Raw genomic sequence first — 18,184 nt, forward strand, 5'->3', positions numbered from 1 at the left:
ATAGGCAGGCGGGCAATCCTCGAAGCCCGCGGCCAATTGGCTCCGCCTCCCCCCATGCGCCGGAACATTCTCTTAGAATTCGCTTATACAGGTTCGTGCAGCGACTAATAGAGGCCGAAAGCTGAGGTCGGAACAGACGTGACGGTTGAGCTGGCGCACCCGTCGACCGAGCCGCTGGGGTCGCGGTCGCCGGCGGAACCGGCACATCCGCGCTGGTGGTTCATCTCGACGACGCCGGGCCGCATCCTGACCATCGGCATCGTGCTGGCGGCGCTCGGCGTGTCCAGCGCCTTCGCCACGTCGACGACCATCAACCACCGCCAGCAGGTGCTGACGACGGTGCTCAACCACACCGAGCCGCTGTCGTTCGCCGCCGGGCGGCTCTACACCACGCTGTCGGTGGCCGACGCCGCGGCGGCCACCGCGTTCATCGCCCAGGCCGAGCCGCGACCCGTGCGGCAGCGCTACGAGCAGGCCATCACCGACGCCGCGGTGGCCGTGACCCGGGCGTCGAGCGGGCTGACCGACGAACCCCTGGTGCAGCTGCTGGGCAAGCTCAACGCCGAGCTGGCCGTGTACACCGGCCTGATCGAGATAGCGCGGACCAACAACCGGGCCGGCAACCCGGTCGGGTCGTCGTACCTGTCGGAGGCGTCGGGGCTGATGCAGTCGACGATCCTGCCCGACGCGGCGCAGCTCTACCAGGCCACCACGGAGCGGGTGGACTCGGAAACCACGGCGTCCACCCATTTCCCGGCCCCGGTGATCCTCGTCGTCGCCACGACGGTGGTCTTCGGCGCGTTCTCGCATCGGTGGCTGGCGCGGCGCACCCGGCGCCGCATCAACCCCGGCCTGGTTGTCGGCGCGCTCGGTATTCTCGTCATGGTGGTGTGGGTCGGAACTGCGCTGACGATCTCCACGACCGCGAGTCGCAGCGCAAAGGACACCGCGGCGGAGTCGCTCAAGACGGTGACCAATGTGGCGATCACCGCGCAGCAGGCGCGCGCCGACGAGACGCTGTCGCTGATCCGGCGCGGCGACGAGGACCGGCGCAAGCAGTCGTTCTACCAACGGATCGACTCGATGCACAACCAGCTCGAGCAGTACATGTCGCGCAGCGACGCCGTCGACAAGCCCGACCTGCAGGGCGCCGATCAGCTGCTGGTCCGCTGGCGGCAGGCCAACGACCGGATCAACGCCTACATCTCGGTGGGCAACTACCGGGCCGCCACCCAGGTCGCGCTGGGCAGCGGCGAGGACGACTCCACCCCCGCCTTCGACAAGCTCGAGGAAGAGCTGGGCAAGGCCATGGACCAAAGCCGCATCCACCTGCGCAACGACGTGCTGTCCGCGCGCGGCGGGCTGTCCGGCGCGCAGGTCGGCGGCGTGGTGCTCAGCCTGGGCGCCGCCATCGCGGTCGCCCTCGGCCTGTGGCCGCGGCTGAAAGAGTATCGATGATGGTCCGCCTGCGCGGGGCCCGACGGGCGTGCGGCGCGCTGGCCGCCTCGATCGTGCTGGCGGGGTGCAGCCACACCGAATCGCTGACCGTTGCCACGGTGCCGACGCTGCCGCCCCCCACCCCGGTGGGCATGGAGCAGCTGCCGCCCCAGCCGCCGCTGCCGAAGGACGACAGCCAGCACTGCGACGCGACCGCGAGCCTGCGTCCCTTCCCCACCAAGGCCGAGGCCGACGCCGCGGTGGCCGACATCCGCGCCCGCGGCCGGCTGATCGTCGGGCTCGACATCGGCAGCAACCTGTTCAGCTTCCGCGACCCGATCACCGGCGAGATCAGCGGCTTCGACGTCGACATCGCGGGCGAGATCGCGCGCGACATCTTCGGCTCCCCGTCGCACGTCGAGTACCGGATCCTGTCGGCCGACGAGCGGGTGACCGCGCTGCAGAACTCCGAGGTCGACGTCGTCGTCAAGACCATGACCATCACCTGCGAGCGGCGCCAGCTGGTGAATTTCTCCACCGTGTACCTCGACGCCAACCAGCGCATCCTGGCCCCGCGCGACTCGCCGATCGTCAAGGCGGCCGACCTGTCGGGCAAGCGGGTCTGCGTGGCCCGGGGCACGACGTCGCTGCACCGGATCCGCGAGATCGCGCCGCCGCCGGTCATCGTGTCGGTGGTGAACTGGGCCGACTGCCTGGTGGCGATGCAGCAGCGCGAGATCGACGCCGTCAGCAGCGACGACTCGATCCTGGCCGGGCTGGTCGAGGAGGATCCGTACCTGCACATCGTCGGGCCGAACCTGGCCACCCAGCCCTACGGCATCGGGATCAAGCTGGACAACACCGGACTGGTCCGGTTCGTCAACGGCACGCTGGAACGCATCCGCCGGGACGGCACGTGGAACACGTTGTACCGCAAGTGGTTAGGGGTGCTGGGCCCGGCGCCCGCCCCGCCCACGCCGAGGTACGTGGACTGATGGCCGAGCCCATGAAGCCCATGAAGAAGGAGAAGAACGCCGGGCAGGACGTCGAACGCGACGTCGAGCAGGACGACGTCAGCCCCGCGACCCAGCCGCCGGACACCCAGATGGCGACGGGACGGCTGCAGGCCACCCAGGCGCTGTTCCGCCCGGATTTCGACGACGAGGACGACGACCTGCCGCACATCGAGCTCGGCGCCATGGACACCGAGCCGCAGGACCGGATGACCGTCGGGACGCGGGTGCTTCCGCCGACCAGGCAGCTCGGCGGCGGGCTGGTCGAGATCCCGCGGGTGCACGACATCGATCCGGTCGAGGCGCTGATGACCAACCCGGTGGTGCCGGAATCCAAGCGGTTCTGCTGGAACTGCGGAAAGCCGGTCGGGCGGTCCACCGAGGAGGGCAAGGGGGCGTCGGAGGGCTGGTGCCCGTCCTGCGGGAGCCCGTATACCTTTCTGCCGCAACTGAATCCGGGCGACATCGTCGCCGGCCAGTACGAGGTCAAGGGCTGCATCGCGCACGGCGGCCTGGGCTGGGTGTATTTGGCGGTCGACCACAACGTCAACGACCGCCCGGTGGTGCTCAAGGGCCTGGTGCATTCCGGTGACGCCGAGGCGCAGGCGATCGCGATGGCCGAGCGGCAGTTCCTCGCCGAGGTGGTCCACCCGCAGATCGTGCAGATCTTCAACTTCGTCGAGCACACCGACCGGCACGGCGATCCCGTCGGCTACATCGTCATGGAGTACATCGGCGGGCAGTCGCTCAAGCGGGGCCTCAAGGACGGGAAGCTGCCGGTATCCGAGGCCGTCGCCTACGTGGTGGAAATCCTGCCGGCGCTGAGCTATCTGCACTCCATCGGCCTGGTCTACAACGACCTGAAGCCGGAGAACATCATGCTCACCGAGGAGCAGCTCAAGCTGATCGACCTGGGCGCGGTGTCGCGGATCAACTCGTTCGGCTACCTCTACGGCACGCCCGGCTTCCAGGCGCCCGAGATCGTGCGGACCGGTCCCACCGTGGCCACCGACATCTACACGGTGGGCCGCACCCTGGCCGCATTGACGCTGAACCTGCGCACCCGCAACGGCCGCTACGTCGACGGGCTGCCCGAGGACGACCCGGTGCTGGCCAAGTACGACTCGTTCGGCCGGCTGCTGCGCCGCGCCACCGACCCCGACCCGCGGCGCCGCTTCTCCAGCGCCGACGAGATGTCCGCGCAACTGATGGGCGTGCTGCGCGAGGTGGTCGCCCAGGACACCGGGACGCCGCGGCCCGGGCTGTCGACGATCTTTTCGCCCAGCCGCTCGACGTTCGGGGTGGACCTGCTGGTCGCGCACACCGACGTCTACCTGGACGGCCAGGTGCATTCGGAGCGGCTGACCGCCCGGGAGATCGTGACCGCGCTGCCGGTGCCGCTGGTCGACCCGACGGACGTCGCCGCACCGGTGCTGCAGGCGACCGTGCTTTCCCAGCCGGTGCAGACGCTGGACTCGCTGCGCGCGGCCCGGCACGGCTCGCTGGACGCCGAGGGCGCCGACGTGTCCGAGTCGATCGAGCTGCCGCTGATGGAGGTCCGCGCGCTGCTGGACCTCGGCGACGTGGCCAAGGCCACCCGCAAGATCGACGACCTGGCCGAGCGGGTCGGCTGGCGGTGGCGGCTGGTCTGGTATCGCGCCGTCGCCGAGCTGCTCACCGGCGACTACGACTCGGCCATCAAGCATTTCACCGAGGTGCTGGACACCTTCCCCGGCGAGCTGGCGCCCAAGCTGGCGCTGGCGGCCACCGCCGAGCTGGCCGGCACAACCGACGAGCACAAGTTCTACGAGACGGTGTGGAAGACGAACGACGGCGTGATCTCGGCGGCCTTCGGTCTGGCCAGATCCCTTTCCGCGGAGGGCGATCGGGCCGGCGCGGTGCGCACCCTCGACGAAGTCCCGGCCACCTCAAGGCATTTCACCACCGCGCGGCTGACCAGTGCGGTGACGCTGATGTCCGGCCGCTCCGCCAGCGAGATCACCGAGGAGCAGATCCGCGACGCCGCCCGGCGGGTGGAGGCGCTGCCGCCCACCGAGCCCCGCGTGCTGCAGATCCGCGCGCTGGTGCTGGGCGGGGCGATGGACTGGCTGCAGGACAACGAGGCCAGCACCAACCACATCCTCGGCTTCCCGTTCACCGAGCACGGCCTGCGCCTGGGCGTCGAGGCGTCGCTGCGCGCCCTGGCCCGCGTCGCGCCCACCCAGCGGCACCGCTACACGCTGGTCGACATGGCCAACAAGGTGCGGCCGACCAGCACCTTCTAGCGCTACGCACCTCGCAGCGCATCGACTGTGAATCCTGGGCTTCGAGAGTGAATCGTGGGCGGGAAAATCGCCGAGGCGCCGCCCTGTGTTCACAGCGCCGCGTCACGACACCCCGCGGCGGGCGGGAGTTGCCGCAGATCAGCTCGACGGGGACGTCAGCGGGAATCCACTTGGTGCCGTGCAGTGCCGCGGCGGCCGCGCCCGCGATGGTCGCCCGGCCCCTCGACCACAGCCAGGCCGCGGAGATGCGCTGCTCCAGTGAGGGTTGCACCGCGGTCGGCAGGTACACGTCGGGCAGCACGGCGCGGTATCGCGTGCGCAATTGATGGCGGTCCAGGGCCCCGCGCCGCAGCGCCTCGCTGCCGATGAATGGTTCCCGCACGCCGCGAAGGGTCGCACGACAGCCGGCCCCCGCGCCTTCGGCTATCCACAGGCCACCACGCCGACGCAGTCGCGGGCGATGGCCAGCTCCTCGTTGGTCGGGATCACCAGCACGGCGATCGGAGAGTCGTCCGCAGAGATCTGCCGCGGCCCCTTGCCGCCGCCGAGATTGCGGGCCTGGTCCAGCACGATGCCCAGCTCTTCCAGGCCGGCCACGGCGTCGCGGCGGACCGCCGGAACGTTCTCGCCGATTCCGGCGGTGAAGCTGATGACGTCGGTGTGGCCCAGCACGGCCAGGTAGGCGCCGACATACTTGCGTAACCGGTGGATGAACACGTCGTACGCCAATTTCGCTACCTCGTCACCGGATTCGATCATCTCGCCCAGCCGCCGGAAGTCCCGCTCCCCGCACAGGCCCAACACCCCGGACCGCTTGTTCAGCATCGACTCGATCTCGTCCACGTCCATCTTCGCGGTGCGCCACAGGTAGCTGTAAACGCCCGGGTCGATGTCACCGCTGCGGGTGCCCATCACGAGGCCTTCCAACGGCGTTAAGCCCATTGATGTTTCGACCGGACGGCCGCCGACGATGGCCGAAGCCGACGCGCCGTTACCCAGGTGCAGCACGATCTGGTTCACGACGTCCAACGGCCTGCCGAGGAACGACGCGGCCTGCTGGCTGACGTACTCGTGCGACGTGCCATGGAATCCGTAGCGGCGGATCTGGTGTCGCTCGGCCAGCTCGCGGTCGATGGCGTAGGTCGCGGCCGCGGGCGGCAGGTCGTGGAAGAACGCGGTGTCGAACACGGCGACGTGCGGTACGTCGGGCAGCAGCCGTCGCGCCACCTCGATCGCCGTGACCGCCGGCGGATTGTGCAGCGGCGCCAACTCCGACAGCTTGTCGAGTTCGGCGACCACCGCGTCGTCCAACCGCGTCGGACGATAAAACCGCGTGCCGCCGTGCACCACCCGATGTCCGACTGCCGCCAGGTCGACGCGCTTCAATTCGTATCCGGCATCGGCCAGCTCGTCGAAGGCGCGGCGCAGCGCCGCGTCGTGGTCGGCCACCGGCGACGACGGTTCGCCGATCCGCTCCACGATCCCGCCGGCCCGCGACCGGCCGGAAGCCGGTTCGACCAGCTGGAATTTGAGAGATGAAGAACCCGAGTTGATAACCAGCACCAGCGTCTCAGCCATGACCGTCCTGCGCCTGAATGGCCGTGATGGCAATGGTGTTGACGATGTCTTCGACCAGCGCGCCGCGGGACAGGTCGTTCACCGGCTTGCGCAGGCCCTGCAGCACCGGCCCGATCGCGATCGCCCCGGCGCTGCGCTGCACCGCCTTGTACGTGTTGTTGCCGGTGTTGAGGTCGGGAAAGATCAGCACCGTGGCGTGACCGGCCACCGGCGAATCGCGCAGCTTGGCGGCCGCGACCGACGGTTCGATCGCGGCGTCGTACTGGATGGGCCCCTCGACGGGCAGCCGCGGATCCCGGGCGTGCACCAATTCCGTTGCCTTCCGTACCTTTTCGACGTCGGCCCCGGCGCCCGAATCGCCGGTGGAATAGGACAGCATCGCCACCTGTGGGTCGATGCCGAACCGCGCGGCGGTGCGCGCCGACGAGATCGCGATGTCGGCGAGCTGTTCGGGTGTGGGGTCCGGGACGATCGCGCAGTCACCGTAGGCCAGCACCCGATCCGGCAGGCACATCAGGAAGATGCTGGACACCGTCGAGACGTCCGGCACCGTCCGGATGATCTCCAGCGCCGGGCGCACGGTGTGCGCGGTGGTGTGCGCGGCGCCGGACACCATGCCGTCGACCACGCCGTTGTGCACCAGCATGGTCCCGAAATACGAGACATCGTGCATCATCTCGTGGGCCTGCTCGACGGTGACCCCCTTGTCCTTGCGCAGCTCTGCGTACTGCTCGGCAAACCGGTCGCACAGGCCCTCGTCGCGAGGATCGATGACCTTCGCCTCGGTGAGGTCGACCCCGAGTTCGGCGGAGCGCAACCGGATTTCGGCTTCATCGCCCAGGATGGTGAGGTCGGCGATGCGGCGCCGGAGCACCCGCCCGGCCGCCTCGAGGATCCGGTCGTCGTTCCCTTCGGGAAGAACGATGCGCTTGCGGTCGGCGCGGGCCCATTGCGTCAGCCGATGGGTGAACATCTGCGGCGTGGTGATCGTAGGGATCGGAATGGCAAGCTGCGCCAGCAGATCCGCGACGTCCATGTGGGTGTTCACCAGCTCCACCGCGGTGTCGATCTTGCGCTGCGACGTCGCGGTGACCCGGCCGCGGGCCGAGGCGACGGCGCCGGCCGTGTCGTAGGTTCCCAGCTCGGTCGCGATGATGGGCAGCCGCAGCCGCAGGCCCGACACCAGCGCCGATATCGACGGATGCAGCTCGAAGCCGCCATTGAGGATCAGGCAGCACAGCGACGGAAACCCTTCGGCCGCATGGGCGCTCGCGACGGCCAGCACGACATCGGAACGGTCGCCGGGGGTGATCACCGCCATGCCGTCGCGCAGCCGTTCCAGCACGTGGTCGGCCGTCATCCCGGCCACCAGCACGCCCATCGCCTCGCGCCCGGTCAGCTCGGCGTCGCCGCTGACCAGCGTCCCGCCCACGGCCTTCTGCAATTCCGCCACCGTCGGCGCCGACAGCAGCGGGTCGTCCGGCAGCACATAGCTGTGCGGGACGAACGAGCGCAGCGCCTCGGCGACGGCGGCGAGCTCCGCGGGCTCGCACCGGTTGGCGACCACCGCGGCGGTGTGGGCGCGTTGAGCCATCAGCTCGGCCATGCACACCTGGACGACGCCGAGGACCTCGCCCGGGGTGCGGCCCTTGCCGCTCACCGTCAATAGCACTGGTGCGCCGAGGTTTACCGCGATCCGGGCGTTGGCCGACAGCTCCGCGGGGCTGGTGACGTCCGTGTAGTCGCTGCCGACGATCACCACCGCGTCGCAGGCCTGCGCCACGGCCTGGTAGGCCTCGACGATGGCGGCGATCGCGGCGTCGGTGTCGGCATGCAGCTGCTGGTAGGTGACGCCGACGCACTGCTCGTAGGACAGCCCGGCGGTGGTTCGGGTCAGCAGCAATTCCAGGATGTAGTCCCGGTCCGAGTCCGCCCGTGTAATGGGCCGGAACACACCGACTTTGGCGACGGTCGCGGTCAGCCGGTTGAGCAGCCCCAGCGCGATCGTCGACTTGCCGGTCTCCGCCTCGGGCGCCGCGATGTAGATCCCCGAGGCGGTCCGAGCGGTGTCAGCCAAGTCGCCGCAACCTGGGCGCCAGATCCTTTTCGAACAGCGTCAGGAACCGGCGCTGATCGTGGCCGGGCGCGTGGAACACCAGGTGGTTCAGGCCCCACTCGACGTACTGGCCGACCTTTTCGACGGCCTCGTCGGGATCCGACGCGACGATCCAGCGCTTGGCGATCTGCTCGATCGGCAGTGCGTCGGCGGCCTTCTCCATCTCGATGGGGTCGTCGATGCTGTGCTTCTGCTCGGCCGTCAGCGACAGCGGCGCCCAGAAGCGGGTGTTCTCCAGCGCCAGTTCCGGATCGGTGTCGTAGGAGATCTTGATCTCGATCATCTTGTCGATGTCGTCGGGGTTGCGCTCGGCGGCCGCGGCGCCCTCCAGCACCGCGGGCATCAGCTTTTCGGCGTACAGCTCCTCGCCCTTGCCGGACGTGCAGATGAAGCCGTCGCCGGCGCGGCCGGCGTACTTGGCCACCGCGGGTCCGCCGGCCGCGATGTAGACCGGCACGCCGCCCTCGGGCACGTCGTAGATCGAGGCCCCCTTGAGGCGGTAGTACTCGCCGTCGAAGTCGACCCGGTCGCCGCGCCATAGCTCGCGCATCAGCCGCACCGATTCGCGCAGCCGGGCGAAGCGCTCCTTGAACTCCGGCCAGGCGCCCTCGTACCCGGTGGCGATCTCGTTCAACGCCTCACCCGTGCCCACCCCCAGGAAGACGCGGTTCGGGTACAGGCAGGCCATGGTGGCGAAGGCCTGCGCGACGACGGCGGGGTTGTACCGGAAGGTCGGGGTGAGCACCGAGGTGCCCAGCTGCAGCCGTTCGGTGCGTTCGCCGACGGCGGTCATCCAGGCCAGCGAGAACGGCGCATGCCCGCCCTCGTGCCGCCACGGCTGGAAGTGATCGCTGACGGTGGCGCTGTCCATGCCGTGCGCTTCGGCGGCGACGGCCAGTTCCACGAGCTCGCGCGGTGCGAATTGTTCGGCGGAGGCTTTGTATCCAAGTTTCAGTTCGGCCACCCGTTCTTTCTACTCCTAGGCTGGCGGGCATGGCGGAGCTAGTTCAAGTCACCGACATCGTGCACCTCGCCCAGGGCCCGGCCGTCAACTGGACGCTGGTCACCGGCGACGACGGCGTCATGCTGATCGACGCCGGCTATCCCGGCGACCGCGAGGCGGTGCTGGCGTCGCTGCGCCGGCTGGGCTACGACGCGGGCGACGTTCGCGCCATCCTGCTCACCCACGCGCACATCGACCATTTGGGCTCGGCGATCTGGTTCGCGCGCGAGCACGGCACCCCGGTGTACTGCCACGCCGACGAGGTGGGTCACGCCAAGCGCGAGTACCTGGAGCAGGTCTCGATTCTCGATGTCGCCCTGCGCATTTGGCGGCCGCGGTGGGCGACCTGGGGCCTTCATGTGGTGCGCAGCGGCGGCCTGGTCCGCGACGGCATCCCCACCACGCAGCCGCTGACCGCCGAGGCGGCCGCCGGGCTGCCCGGCCGTCCGATGGCCATCGCCACCCCGGGGCACACCAGCGGGCACTGCTCGTATGTCGTCGACGGCGTGCTGGTCAGCGGCGACGCGCTGATCACCGGCCACCCGCTGCTGCGGCACAGCGGGCCGCAGCTGCTGCCGGCGGTGTTCAGCCACAGCCAGCCGAACTGCCTGCGCAGCCTGACCGCGCTCGCCCTGCTGGAGACCGAGGTGCTGCTGCCCGGTCACGGCGACGTGTGGCGCGGGCCGATCCGGGAGGCGACCGACGCCGCGCTCGCGCTGGCGCGCTAAGCGTGAACCCTCACCTCACAGTCGAAGCCGCCAGACCCAGGTGCTCGCGCAGCGTCTCGCCGGTGTACTCGGTGCGGAACGCGCCGCGCTCCTGCAACAGCGGCACCACCCGGTCGACGAACTCGTCCAAGCCGTGCGGCGTGAGGTGCGGCACCAGGATGAACCCGTCGCACGCGTCGGCCTGGATGTACAGGTCGATCTCGTCGGCGATCCGGGCCGGCGTGCCGACGAACTGCTGGCGGCTGGTGACGGCGATGACGAGCTCGCGGATCGACAGGTTCTCGGCCTCGGCCCGATCGCGGTAGCGGCGGGCCACCGCGATCGGGTCGCCGTGCCGGACCCGGCCCTGGGTGATGTCGCTGTCGACGACGGGATCGAAATCGGGCAGCGGGCCGTCCGGGTCGTGGTCGGAGAGCTCGCGGCCCCACACCTGCTCGAGCATCGCGATCGCCGTCGCGCCGCTGACCTGCTGGTAGCGGATGTGGCGCGCCTTGTCCTCGGCCTCGGCGTCGGTGTCCCCGATAACGAACGTCGCCGCCGGAAAAACCTTGAGCCGGTTGGGGTCTCGACCGTAGGACTTGGCGCGGCCCTTGACGTCGGCGTAGTAGCGCTGACCGTTCTCCAGCGACGAGTGCAGGGTGAACAACGCGTCGGCGTGCCGCGCACCGAACGCGCGCCCCTCGTCGGAGTCGCCGGCCTGCAGCAGTATCGGATGGCCCTGCGGTCCGGCGGGCAGCGTGGCGAACCCGCGCACGTCGAACTGCGGGCCGCGGTGTTCGACGCGGTGGATCCGGTCCGGGTCGACGTACACACCCGCCTCCAAGTCGGCCAGCACGGCGTCGGCCTCCCAGCTGTCCCAGAACCGGCGGGCCACGGTGAGGAACTCCTCGGCCCGCCGGTACCGGTCGGCGTGCGGCAGAAATCCGCCGCGCCGGAAGTTGGCGCCGGTGAAGGCGTCCGACGAGGTGACGATGTTCCACCCGGCGCGGCCGCCGGACAGGTGGTCGAGCGTCGCGAATTGCCTTGCCACCTCGAACGGTTCGTTGAAGGTGGTGTTGATGGTCCCGGTCAGCCCGATCCGGTCGGTGACACCCGCCAGCGCCGCCAGCACAGTGAAGGTGTCCGGCCGGCCCACCACGTCCAGGTCGTAGATGCGGCCGCGGTGTTCGCGCAGCCGCAGCCCCTCGGCCAGGAAGAAGAAGTCGAACAACCCGCGTTCGGCGGTGCGGGCCAGGTGCACGAACGAGTCGAATTCGATCTGGCTGCCCGCGCGGGGGTCGGTCCATACGGTGGTGTTGTTGACGCCCGGGAAGTGCGCGGCGAGGTAGATCGGTTTGCGGCTCACGTCAGCCCCCACCGTTTGGCGATCAGCTCGTGCGAGCGCAGCCGGTCGGAGTGCCGGTGGGTGACCGAGGTGATGACGAGTTCGTCGGCGTCGGTGGCGCGCTGCAGCGTCTCCAGCCGCTCGGCCACCTCGTCCGGGTTGCCGACGAATTGCGTTGCTATCCGGTCGTTTACCACCGCCAGCTGCTCGTCGGTCAGCGGCGGGCAGTGGTCGGGGTCGGGGTACGGGATGGCCCCGCCCCCGGCCCGGATGGAGTAGACCCATTGGCCGTAGCTGGACGCCAGGTGCCTGGCGGTGGCGGTGTCGTCGGCCACCACGACGTCGGCCGACACCACTACGTAGGGCCGCTCCAGCGCCTCCGACGGCACGAAGGCGTCCCGGTAGGCGTCGATGGCGTCCAGCGCGGTCGACGGGGTGATGTGGTAGCTGGCGACGAACGGCAGGCCCAGCGCCCCGGCCACCTTGGCGCTGCGGCCCTTGCTGCTGCCGAAGATCCACGGCGTCAGCGCGGCGCCCTCACCCGGCACCGCGTGCAGGTCCACGCCGTCGACCTGGTAGCTGCCCGCCAGCATGGCGATGATGTCGCCGAGCTGCTCTTCGAAGTCGGGGGCGACCGCCTCGGGCTGCTGCAGGACCGACATCGTCGCCCTGACCCGGTCGCTGCCCAGCAACCCGCGCAGATCGAACGGGGGCGGGATCACCACGCCGTCGACCTCGCGCCATTCGCGCGACGGCTCCGGCCTGGGGGGCCGCGGCCCCTTCGGCTTCGATATGCGTCGCTGCGCCGAGCGGCCCACGCCGAGATCGATGCGGCCCGGGAAGAACGCGTCCAGCATCCCGAAGCTCTCGACAATCGCGGCGGCCGTGGTGTGGCTGAGCTGCACCGCGCCGGACCCGACGCGAATCTCCTTGGTGGCGGCTGCGATTCGCCCGATCAGCACCGCCGGCACCGCGGCGCCGACCGCGACGAAGTGATGCTCGGCGACCCAGAACCGGCGATAGCCCCACCGCTCGGCGTGCTGGGCCAGGTCGACGGTGTTGCGCAACGCCGTCGCGACGTCGCTGCCCTCGCTGATCGGCGCGAGGTCCAGTATCGACAGCGGCACCGGGCTCATCGCCGGACCGCGGTTTGGTTGGGCGCGACGGGCAGACCCAGCCGCGCGCGCAGCGTTTCGCCGTCGCGGTAGCCGGCGCGAAACCGCCCGGCCCGCTGCAACAGCGGCACCAGCTCGTCGACGATCGCCGGCAGGTCGGTGGCGTTGACCGCCGGCCGCAGCCGCGCGCCGTCGATGCCGAGCCGCTGCCAGCCCAACAGCAGGTCCACCAATTCCGTTGCGCCACCGGTGAAGACGAGCGCGTCCGACCGAAAGCCGTCGCCGCCGAACGACACCACCACGTCGGCGAACACCTTCAGCTCGGTGCCGCCCGCCGCGCGCAGCTCGCCGAGGATGCCGCGCAGCGACGCGTCGTCGGTGGGCGTGACGAAGACGACGTCGGCGCCGGCGGCGGCGAATTCGTATGCGGATCCGGCGTGCGCCAGCGCGGCCACCACCGGCTGGCCCTGCGGCGGGCGCGGCGTGATCGACGGCCCCTTGACCGAGAAGTACCTTCCGGTGAAGTCGATGTAGTGCAGCTTGTCCGTGTCGACGTAGCGCCCGGTGGTCACGTCCCGGATGATCGCGTCGTCCTCCCAGCTGTCCCACAACCGGCGGACCACGTCGACGTACTCCACGGCCTCATCGAAGAACGCGATCTCCGACACGTCCCGGCGGCCGAACAGCGCCGCCTCGTGCGCGGTCACGCTCACCCGCGGTTGCCAGCCGGCCCGGCCATGCGACACATAGTCAAGCGTCGCAATGGCTTTGGAGACGTGAAAGGGCTCGGTGTGGGTGACCGTGGCCACCGGGATCAACCCGATGTGCCGGGTCGCCGGGGCGATGCGGGCCGCGACCAGCACGGCGTCGCCGCGGCCGGCCAGCCGCTCGGGGCGGATGCGCTCGCCCCGTCCGATCTGCGGCATCAACGTGTCGTCGATGGTGAGGAAGTCGAGCAGCCCGCGCTCGGCGGTGGCCGCCAGCGCAGACCAATAGCCGCCGTCCAGCACCGACAAGGCGGGGTCGGACGCCAGCGTGGCCCGCCACGCCTGCGGGTGCCAGCCGTAGCCGTCGAGCGCGACCCCCAGATGCAGCTGAGTCATGCGAGCCCCTCGCCGAGGATCTTCTCGAACGCGATGGGGTGAAACGGCCCCCAGGACGGCATCGGCTCGGCCTGCACCCGGGTGTACCCGGTCGCGTCGTACAGCGCCTCGGCCTCGGGCTGGCGGTTGCCGGTGATCAGGTACAGCCGCCGGTAGCCGCGCGTCGCGGTCTCCGCCTCCAGCGCCGCCAGCAGCGCCCTCGCGTAGCCGCGGCGCCGATGCGCGCGGTCGGTCCAGATCCGTTTGAGTTCGGCGGTCTCGTCGTCGAAACGCCGGAACGCGCCGCCGGTGACCGGCACCCCGTCCAGCACGCCGATCAGCAAGCCGCCGTCGGGCGCCGCCAACTCCTCGGGCGGCACCGGCAACCAGGTCAGGTGCGCGCTCGGCGTCCCGCCGTAGCGCTGCGCGTACTCGACGGCCAGCTCGGCCAGCAGCGGCTGTGCCAGCGGGTCCTCGTAGGCCGCCGATACGAACTGGAGTCGGGACATCACCTAACTGTCCAACGTGTGGCGGGTGGATGCATTCCGGCCGCGCTCACGGCGCCGCCCGGACAGGGTGGCGGTGACGTAGCGGGGGGTGACGGCCTCGTCCTGCGGGCCGCCGCGCCATAGGCCGGCCATTCCGATCGCAGCGAACATATCGGTGACCTTCCGCTCGACGGTCTCCCAGCCGCGGGCCGCCAGATACTGCGGGACATACCGGTATTCGCCCGGGTGGGTCAGCGCGGCCAGGTCGACGTCCAGGCCCTGCTGCCGCCAGATGTCGATGAAGGCCCGCCCCGCGTCCATCTGCGCCTGGCTCCAGGTCGGCATGTGATCGGCGGCCAACCGGCTACCGGTGGCGCTCTGGGCCGTGAGCGTTTCCAGCAGCCGATTCTGCGCGCGCGGCGGCAGGTAGCCGACCAGCACGCCCTCGGCGACCCACACCGTGCGTTGCGCGGCGTCGAAACCCACGCGCCGCAGCCCGTCCAGCCAATCCTGACGAAGGTCGACGCCGACCGCGCGACGGTTCGCGGTCAGCCCGGCGCCGAGCCCGCGCAGCACGCCGGTCTTGAAATCGATGACTTCCGGCTGGTCGATCTCGTACACCGTCGTGCCCGGCGGCCACCACAGCCGGTAGGGCCGGGTGTCCAGGCCGGACCCGAGGATCACCACCTGGTGGATGCCCGCCCTCCCGGCGTCCGCGAGGTATTCGTCGACGAATCGGGTATGTGCCGCAAGGACATCCGCCATCCCGTTCACGACGGAGTAAGCGCCGCCGTCGTCGGCGTAGCGCCGGTCGTCGATCAGCCGGGTGAAGTAATCCACCCCCGCGGCACGAACCAGGTGCTCGGCGAGCGGGTCGTCGAGCAGCCCCGCGTTGGTGGCCACCGCCCGGGCGACCGCGCCGAACGTCGCCGTCGTTCCGACGCCGGTGGCCGGACCCCAGGTGTCGTCTTCCGTCCGTTTCATCGTGTGTGGGCGCCGCGCCGCGCGGTCAGCGCGACGGCGCCTCGCCAACCGAGCAGCAGGGCCGCGGTGACCGACGCCGCCACCAACACGAAACTCGCCGCCACACCGGCCGAACTGGCCTTGCGCAGCGCCATGCCCACCGCCACCGTGCACAGCCACACGACCACCCCGGTGGGCGCCACGGCAGTCGGGCGCCGCCAGGCCCGGGACGCCAGCCAACCGACGGCGGTCCCGGTGAGAAACGGCCACGCCGTCGTCACCAGGCCGGTGACGTCGAGCCCCTCGCCGTGGCTGCGGCGCCCCGCGGCGCAGAACACCAGCACGGCAATGACGTCCGCGGCTAGGGAGCTCGGCCACCGCTGCATGCAGCGAGACTACCGGGCCGGGTCGCGCGCCTTGACCGCGAAGCCGCGGTGAACCTAGATTCGTCGGCGATGAATGCTGATTCACATTCCGGCGGGATCGCCGTCGTGACCGGCGCCGGGTCGGGCATCGGCAGGGCGATCGCCCTGGCGCTCGCCACCCGGGGCGACCGGGTCGTCGCCGCCGACCTCGACGAGTCGGCCGCGGCGGCCACCGCCGAGCAGCACCCCGGGCTGATCACCGCGCTGCCGGTGGACGTCGCCGACCCCGCCCAAGTCGACACCCTGCGCGCCCGCACCCACGACGAGGTCGGGGTGCCCAACATCGTCGTCAACGCGGCCGGCTGGGACCGCACCGACCAATTCCTCAATGCCACACCGGAATTCGCCGCCAAGGTGGTGGCGATCAATTACCTGGGTCCGGTGTACGTCTGCGGCGCCTTCCTGCCCGCGATGATCGAGACGCACGCGGGCGGACGGGTGGTCAACGTGGCCAGCGACGCGGGCCGCGTCGGCAGCGCGGGCGAAACCGTCTACGCCGGCGCCAAGGGCGGCGTCATCGCGCTGACCAAGTCGCTGGCCCGGGAAATGGCCCGCCATCGGATCACGGTGAACTGCGTGTGCCCGGGCCCGACGGACACGCCGCTGTTTCACGCACAGCCCGAGAAGCTGAAAGAGGCGCTGGTCAAGGCGATCCCGTTTCGCCGCCTGGCCCGTCCCGAGGAGGTCGCGGCGCCGGTGCTGTTCTTCGCCTCCGACGCCGCGTCGTTCATCACCGGACAGGTCATCAGTGTCAGCGGCGGGCTGACGATGGCAGGCTGACTGCTATGAGCACCGACGCACCCCCCGCCTTCGACCGATTCGACCCGCTCGGCCTCGACGCATCCCTGTCGAGCGACGAGATCGCGGTGCGCGACACCGTCAGGAAGTTCTGCGCCGAGCACGTCACGCCGTATGTGGCGGACTGGTTCGAGGCCGGCGACCTTCCGGTGGCCCGCGAACTCGGGAAGCAGTTCGGCGAGCTCGGCCTGCTCGGCATGCACCTGCACGGCTACGGATGCGGCGGCGCCTCGGCCGTGCACTACGGCCTGGCCTGTACCGAGCTGGAGGCCGCCGACTCCGGTGTTCGGTCGATGGTCTCCGTGCAGGGGTCGCTGGCCATGTTCGCGATCTGGAACTTCGGATCCGAGGAGCAGAAGCGGCAGTGGCTGCCCGGCATGGCCGCGGGCGACCTGCTCGGCTGCTTCGGGTTGACCGAGCCCGACGTCGGGTCCGACCCCGCCGCGATGAAAACCGGCGCGCGCCAAGACGGTTCGGACTGGGTGATCAACGGCCGCAAGATGTGGATCACCAACGGCTCGGTCGCCGACGTCGCGATCGTGTGGGCCGCCACCGACGACGGGATCCGCGGGTTCATCGTCCCCACCGACACCCCCGGGTTCACCGCCAACACCATCCACCACAAGCTGTCGCTGCGGGCGTCGATCACCAGCGAGCTGGTGCTCGACGACGTGCGGCTGCCCGCCGACGCGATGCTGCCCGACGCCACCGGGCTGCGGGGGCCGCTGTCCTGCCTGTCCGAGGCGCGCTACGGCATCATCTGGGGATCGATGGGGGCGGCGCGGACGGCCTGGCAATCCGCGCTGGACTACGCCACGCAGCGCACCCAATTCGGTCGCCCGATCGCCGGATTCCAGTTGACCCAGGCCAAACTCGTCGACATGGCCGTCGAACTGCACAAGGGCCAGCTGCTGTCGCTGCACCTCGGCCGCCTCAAGGACGGCGTCGGCCTGCGCCCCGAACAGGTCAGCTTCGGCAAGCTCAACAACACCCGCGAGGCCATCAAGATCTGCCGGGCCGCCCGAACCATATTGGGCGGCAACGGGATATCGCTGGAATACCCCGTCATCCGGCACATGGTCAACCTGGAGTCGGTGCTGACCTACGAGGGCACACCCGAGATGCACCAGCTGGTCCTCGGCCAGGCCTTCACCGGCAGCGACGCCTTCCGCTGACAGGAGCACCCGATGGCCGTCGACTACGGTGAGCTTCCCGTCGAGGAGGCCGTCCGCGCGGTGCGGGCCAGCTCGCGGCGCCGTCAGGTGCTCGACGCCGCGGTCAAGGTCATGGGCAGGACCGGGTTCCACCGGATGTCGATGCAGGACCTGGCCGCCGAGGCCAATGTCAGTGTCGGCCTGCTCTACAAGTACTTCGGCGGCAAGGAAGACCTGCTGCTCGCGACGATCGTGCGCATCCTGGACGTGTTCCGCGACCAGCTGGCGCCGGTGATGGACGCCGCCGGTGACGATGTGGTCGAACGGCTGGCCGCCGGGATCCGCCGCTACATCCAGATCGTCGACGAGAACCTCGACGGCGTGGTGCTGACCTACCGCGAGAGCCGGACGCTGGGGCCCGCCGGCCGCGCACGGATCAAGGAGCTCGAAATCGCCACGGCCGCACCGCTTCGCGCGGCGATCGAGGCCGGGATCGCTCAGGGCGTGTTCCGCGACGTCGACGTCGATCTCACCGTGTTCGACATCATGCTGATCGCGCACGGGTGGGCGCTCAAGCACTGGCACTTCGGGCCGATCTACACCGTCGACGAATACATCCGGGTGCAGACGGCCCACGTGATCAACGCGTTGCTGTTGCCCCCGGGGGGATAGGCT

General features: G+C 70.2%; 16 protein-coding genes and 1 pseudogene. 7 read left to right on the plus strand and 10 right to left on the minus strand.

All coding sequences use genetic code 11. The annotated features are described in order from the left end of the window. Nucleotides 1-138 precede the first annotated feature (138 nt). The 3 genes from glnX to AC5Y6X_RS23475 all read left to right on the plus strand — a co-directional run bounded on the left by glnX (nucleotide 139) and on the right by AC5Y6X_RS23475 (nucleotide 4,735). Nucleotides 139-1,458 carry a protein kinase G-activating protein GlnX gene (glnX, locus tag AC5Y6X_RS23465; RefSeq protein ID WP_324681696.1) on the plus strand — a complete coding sequence of 440 codons (1,320 nt, stop codon included), beginning with the start codon at nucleotides 139-141 and terminating at the stop codon, nucleotides 1,456-1,458. Then, nucleotides 1,458-2,432, plus strand: a complete 975-nt coding sequence (locus AC5Y6X_RS23470; RefSeq protein WP_499989682.1) for a glutamate ABC transporter substrate-binding protein — start codon at nucleotides 1,458-1,460, stop codon at nucleotides 2,430-2,432. The genes glnX and AC5Y6X_RS23470 overlap by 1 nt, the downstream gene beginning before the upstream one ends. 110 nt (nucleotides 2,433-2,542) lie before the next feature. Next, the gene (locus tag AC5Y6X_RS23475) at nucleotides 2,543-4,735 is read left to right on the plus strand and encodes a serine/threonine-protein kinase PknG (protein ID WP_499989683.1); all 2,193 of its coding nucleotides are present in this window, start codon (nucleotides 2,543-2,545) and stop codon (nucleotides 4,733-4,735) included. A 94-nt stretch (nucleotides 4,736-4,829) separates the two neighbouring features. On the opposite strand, the pseudogene AC5Y6X_RS23480 reads toward AC5Y6X_RS23475, so the two are convergent. From AC5Y6X_RS23480 to fgd, 4 genes and pseudogenes are all read right to left on the minus strand, one after another. Further along, nucleotides 4,830-5,117 (minus strand): annotated as a pseudogene (locus AC5Y6X_RS23480) (hypothetical protein); the annotation flags it as partial. Between the two features lie 41 nt (nucleotides 5,118-5,158). Next, nucleotides 5,159-6,313 (minus strand): acetate kinase, encoded by a 1,155-nt coding sequence (locus AC5Y6X_RS23485; RefSeq protein ID WP_499989532.1) that lies wholly within the window; start codon nucleotides 6,311-6,313, stop codon nucleotides 5,159-5,161. Continuing rightward, complete coding sequence (gene pta, locus AC5Y6X_RS23490; RefSeq protein WP_499989533.1) at nucleotides 6,306-8,390, minus strand: phosphate acetyltransferase; 2,085 nt, start codon at nucleotides 8,388-8,390, stop codon at nucleotides 6,306-6,308. Before pta ends, AC5Y6X_RS23485 begins: the two co-directional genes overlap by 8 nt. Continuing rightward, on the minus strand, nucleotides 8,383-9,393 hold the full coding sequence (gene fgd, locus AC5Y6X_RS23495; protein WP_499989534.1) for a glucose-6-phosphate dehydrogenase (coenzyme-F420): 1,011 nt from the start codon (nucleotides 9,391-9,393) through the stop codon (nucleotides 8,383-8,385). The genes pta and fgd overlap by 8 nt, the downstream gene beginning before the upstream one ends. A 29-nt stretch (nucleotides 9,394-9,422) precedes the next feature. On the opposite strand from fgd, the gene AC5Y6X_RS23500 reads away from it, so the two are divergent. Continuing rightward, nucleotides 9,423-10,160 (plus strand): MBL fold metallo-hydrolase, encoded by a 738-nt coding sequence (locus AC5Y6X_RS23500; protein ID WP_499989535.1) that lies wholly within the window; start codon nucleotides 9,423-9,425, stop codon nucleotides 10,158-10,160. Between the two features lie 10 nt (nucleotides 10,161-10,170). Here AC5Y6X_RS23500 and AC5Y6X_RS23505 read toward each other — a convergent pair whose 3' ends face one another. The 6 genes from AC5Y6X_RS23505 to AC5Y6X_RS23530 are packed head-to-tail and all read right to left on the minus strand — an operon-like array spanning nucleotide 10,171 to nucleotide 15,518. Next, nucleotides 10,171-11,505, minus strand: coding sequence for an NtaA/DmoA family FMN-dependent monooxygenase (locus AC5Y6X_RS23505; protein ID WP_499989536.1), 1,335 nt, complete (start codon nucleotides 11,503-11,505; stop codon nucleotides 10,171-10,173). After that, nucleotides 11,502-12,620 (minus strand): LLM class flavin-dependent oxidoreductase, encoded by a 1,119-nt coding sequence (locus AC5Y6X_RS23510; protein WP_499989537.1) that lies wholly within the window; start codon nucleotides 12,618-12,620, stop codon nucleotides 11,502-11,504. Before AC5Y6X_RS23510 ends, AC5Y6X_RS23505 begins: the two co-directional genes overlap by 4 nt. After that, nucleotides 12,617-13,702 carry an LLM class flavin-dependent oxidoreductase gene (locus AC5Y6X_RS23515; protein ID WP_499989538.1) on the minus strand — a complete coding sequence of 362 codons (1,086 nt, stop codon included), beginning with the start codon at nucleotides 13,700-13,702 and terminating at the stop codon, nucleotides 12,617-12,619. Before AC5Y6X_RS23515 ends, AC5Y6X_RS23510 begins: the two co-directional genes overlap by 4 nt. Further along, entirely contained in the window at nucleotides 13,699-14,190 is a 492-nt protein-coding gene (locus AC5Y6X_RS23520) for a GNAT family N-acetyltransferase (protein ID WP_499989539.1), read from the minus strand. Before AC5Y6X_RS23520 ends, AC5Y6X_RS23515 begins: the two co-directional genes overlap by 4 nt. A gap of 3 nt (nucleotides 14,191-14,193) precedes the next feature. Further along, nucleotides 14,194-15,153: a class I SAM-dependent methyltransferase gene (locus tag AC5Y6X_RS23525; protein ID WP_499989540.1), complete on the minus strand. Its 960-nt coding sequence runs from the start codon at nucleotides 15,151-15,153 to the stop codon at nucleotides 14,194-14,196. After that, entirely contained in the window at nucleotides 15,150-15,518 is a 369-nt protein-coding gene (locus tag AC5Y6X_RS23530; RefSeq protein ID WP_499989541.1) for a DUF3054 domain-containing protein, read from the minus strand. The genes AC5Y6X_RS23525 and AC5Y6X_RS23530 overlap by 4 nt, the downstream gene beginning before the upstream one ends. Nucleotides 15,519-15,587: 69 nt before the next feature. Here AC5Y6X_RS23530 and AC5Y6X_RS23535 point away from each other — a divergent pair, with 69 nt between their 5' ends. Genes AC5Y6X_RS23535 through AC5Y6X_RS23545 form a run of 3 tightly spaced genes read left to right on the plus strand, consistent with a single transcriptional unit; the run spans nucleotide 15,588 to nucleotide 18,181 of the window. Beyond that, a complete protein-coding gene (locus AC5Y6X_RS23535; RefSeq protein ID WP_499989542.1) occupies nucleotides 15,588-16,337 on the plus strand; it encodes an SDR family NAD(P)-dependent oxidoreductase in 750 nt (249 codons plus the stop codon). Between the two features lie 5 nt (nucleotides 16,338-16,342). Next, the gene (locus AC5Y6X_RS23540) at nucleotides 16,343-17,530 is read left to right on the plus strand and encodes an acyl-CoA dehydrogenase (RefSeq protein WP_499989543.1); all 1,188 of its coding nucleotides are present in this window, start codon (nucleotides 16,343-16,345) and stop codon (nucleotides 17,528-17,530) included. A 12-nt stretch (nucleotides 17,531-17,542) separates the two neighbouring features. After that, nucleotides 17,543-18,181 carry a TetR/AcrR family transcriptional regulator gene (locus AC5Y6X_RS23545; RefSeq protein ID WP_499989544.1) on the plus strand — a complete coding sequence of 213 codons (639 nt, stop codon included), beginning with the start codon at nucleotides 17,543-17,545 and terminating at the stop codon, nucleotides 18,179-18,181. Nucleotides 18,182-18,184: the final 3 nt, after the last annotated feature.

It is taken from the genome of Mycobacterium sp. NGS26, assembly GCF_059813025.1.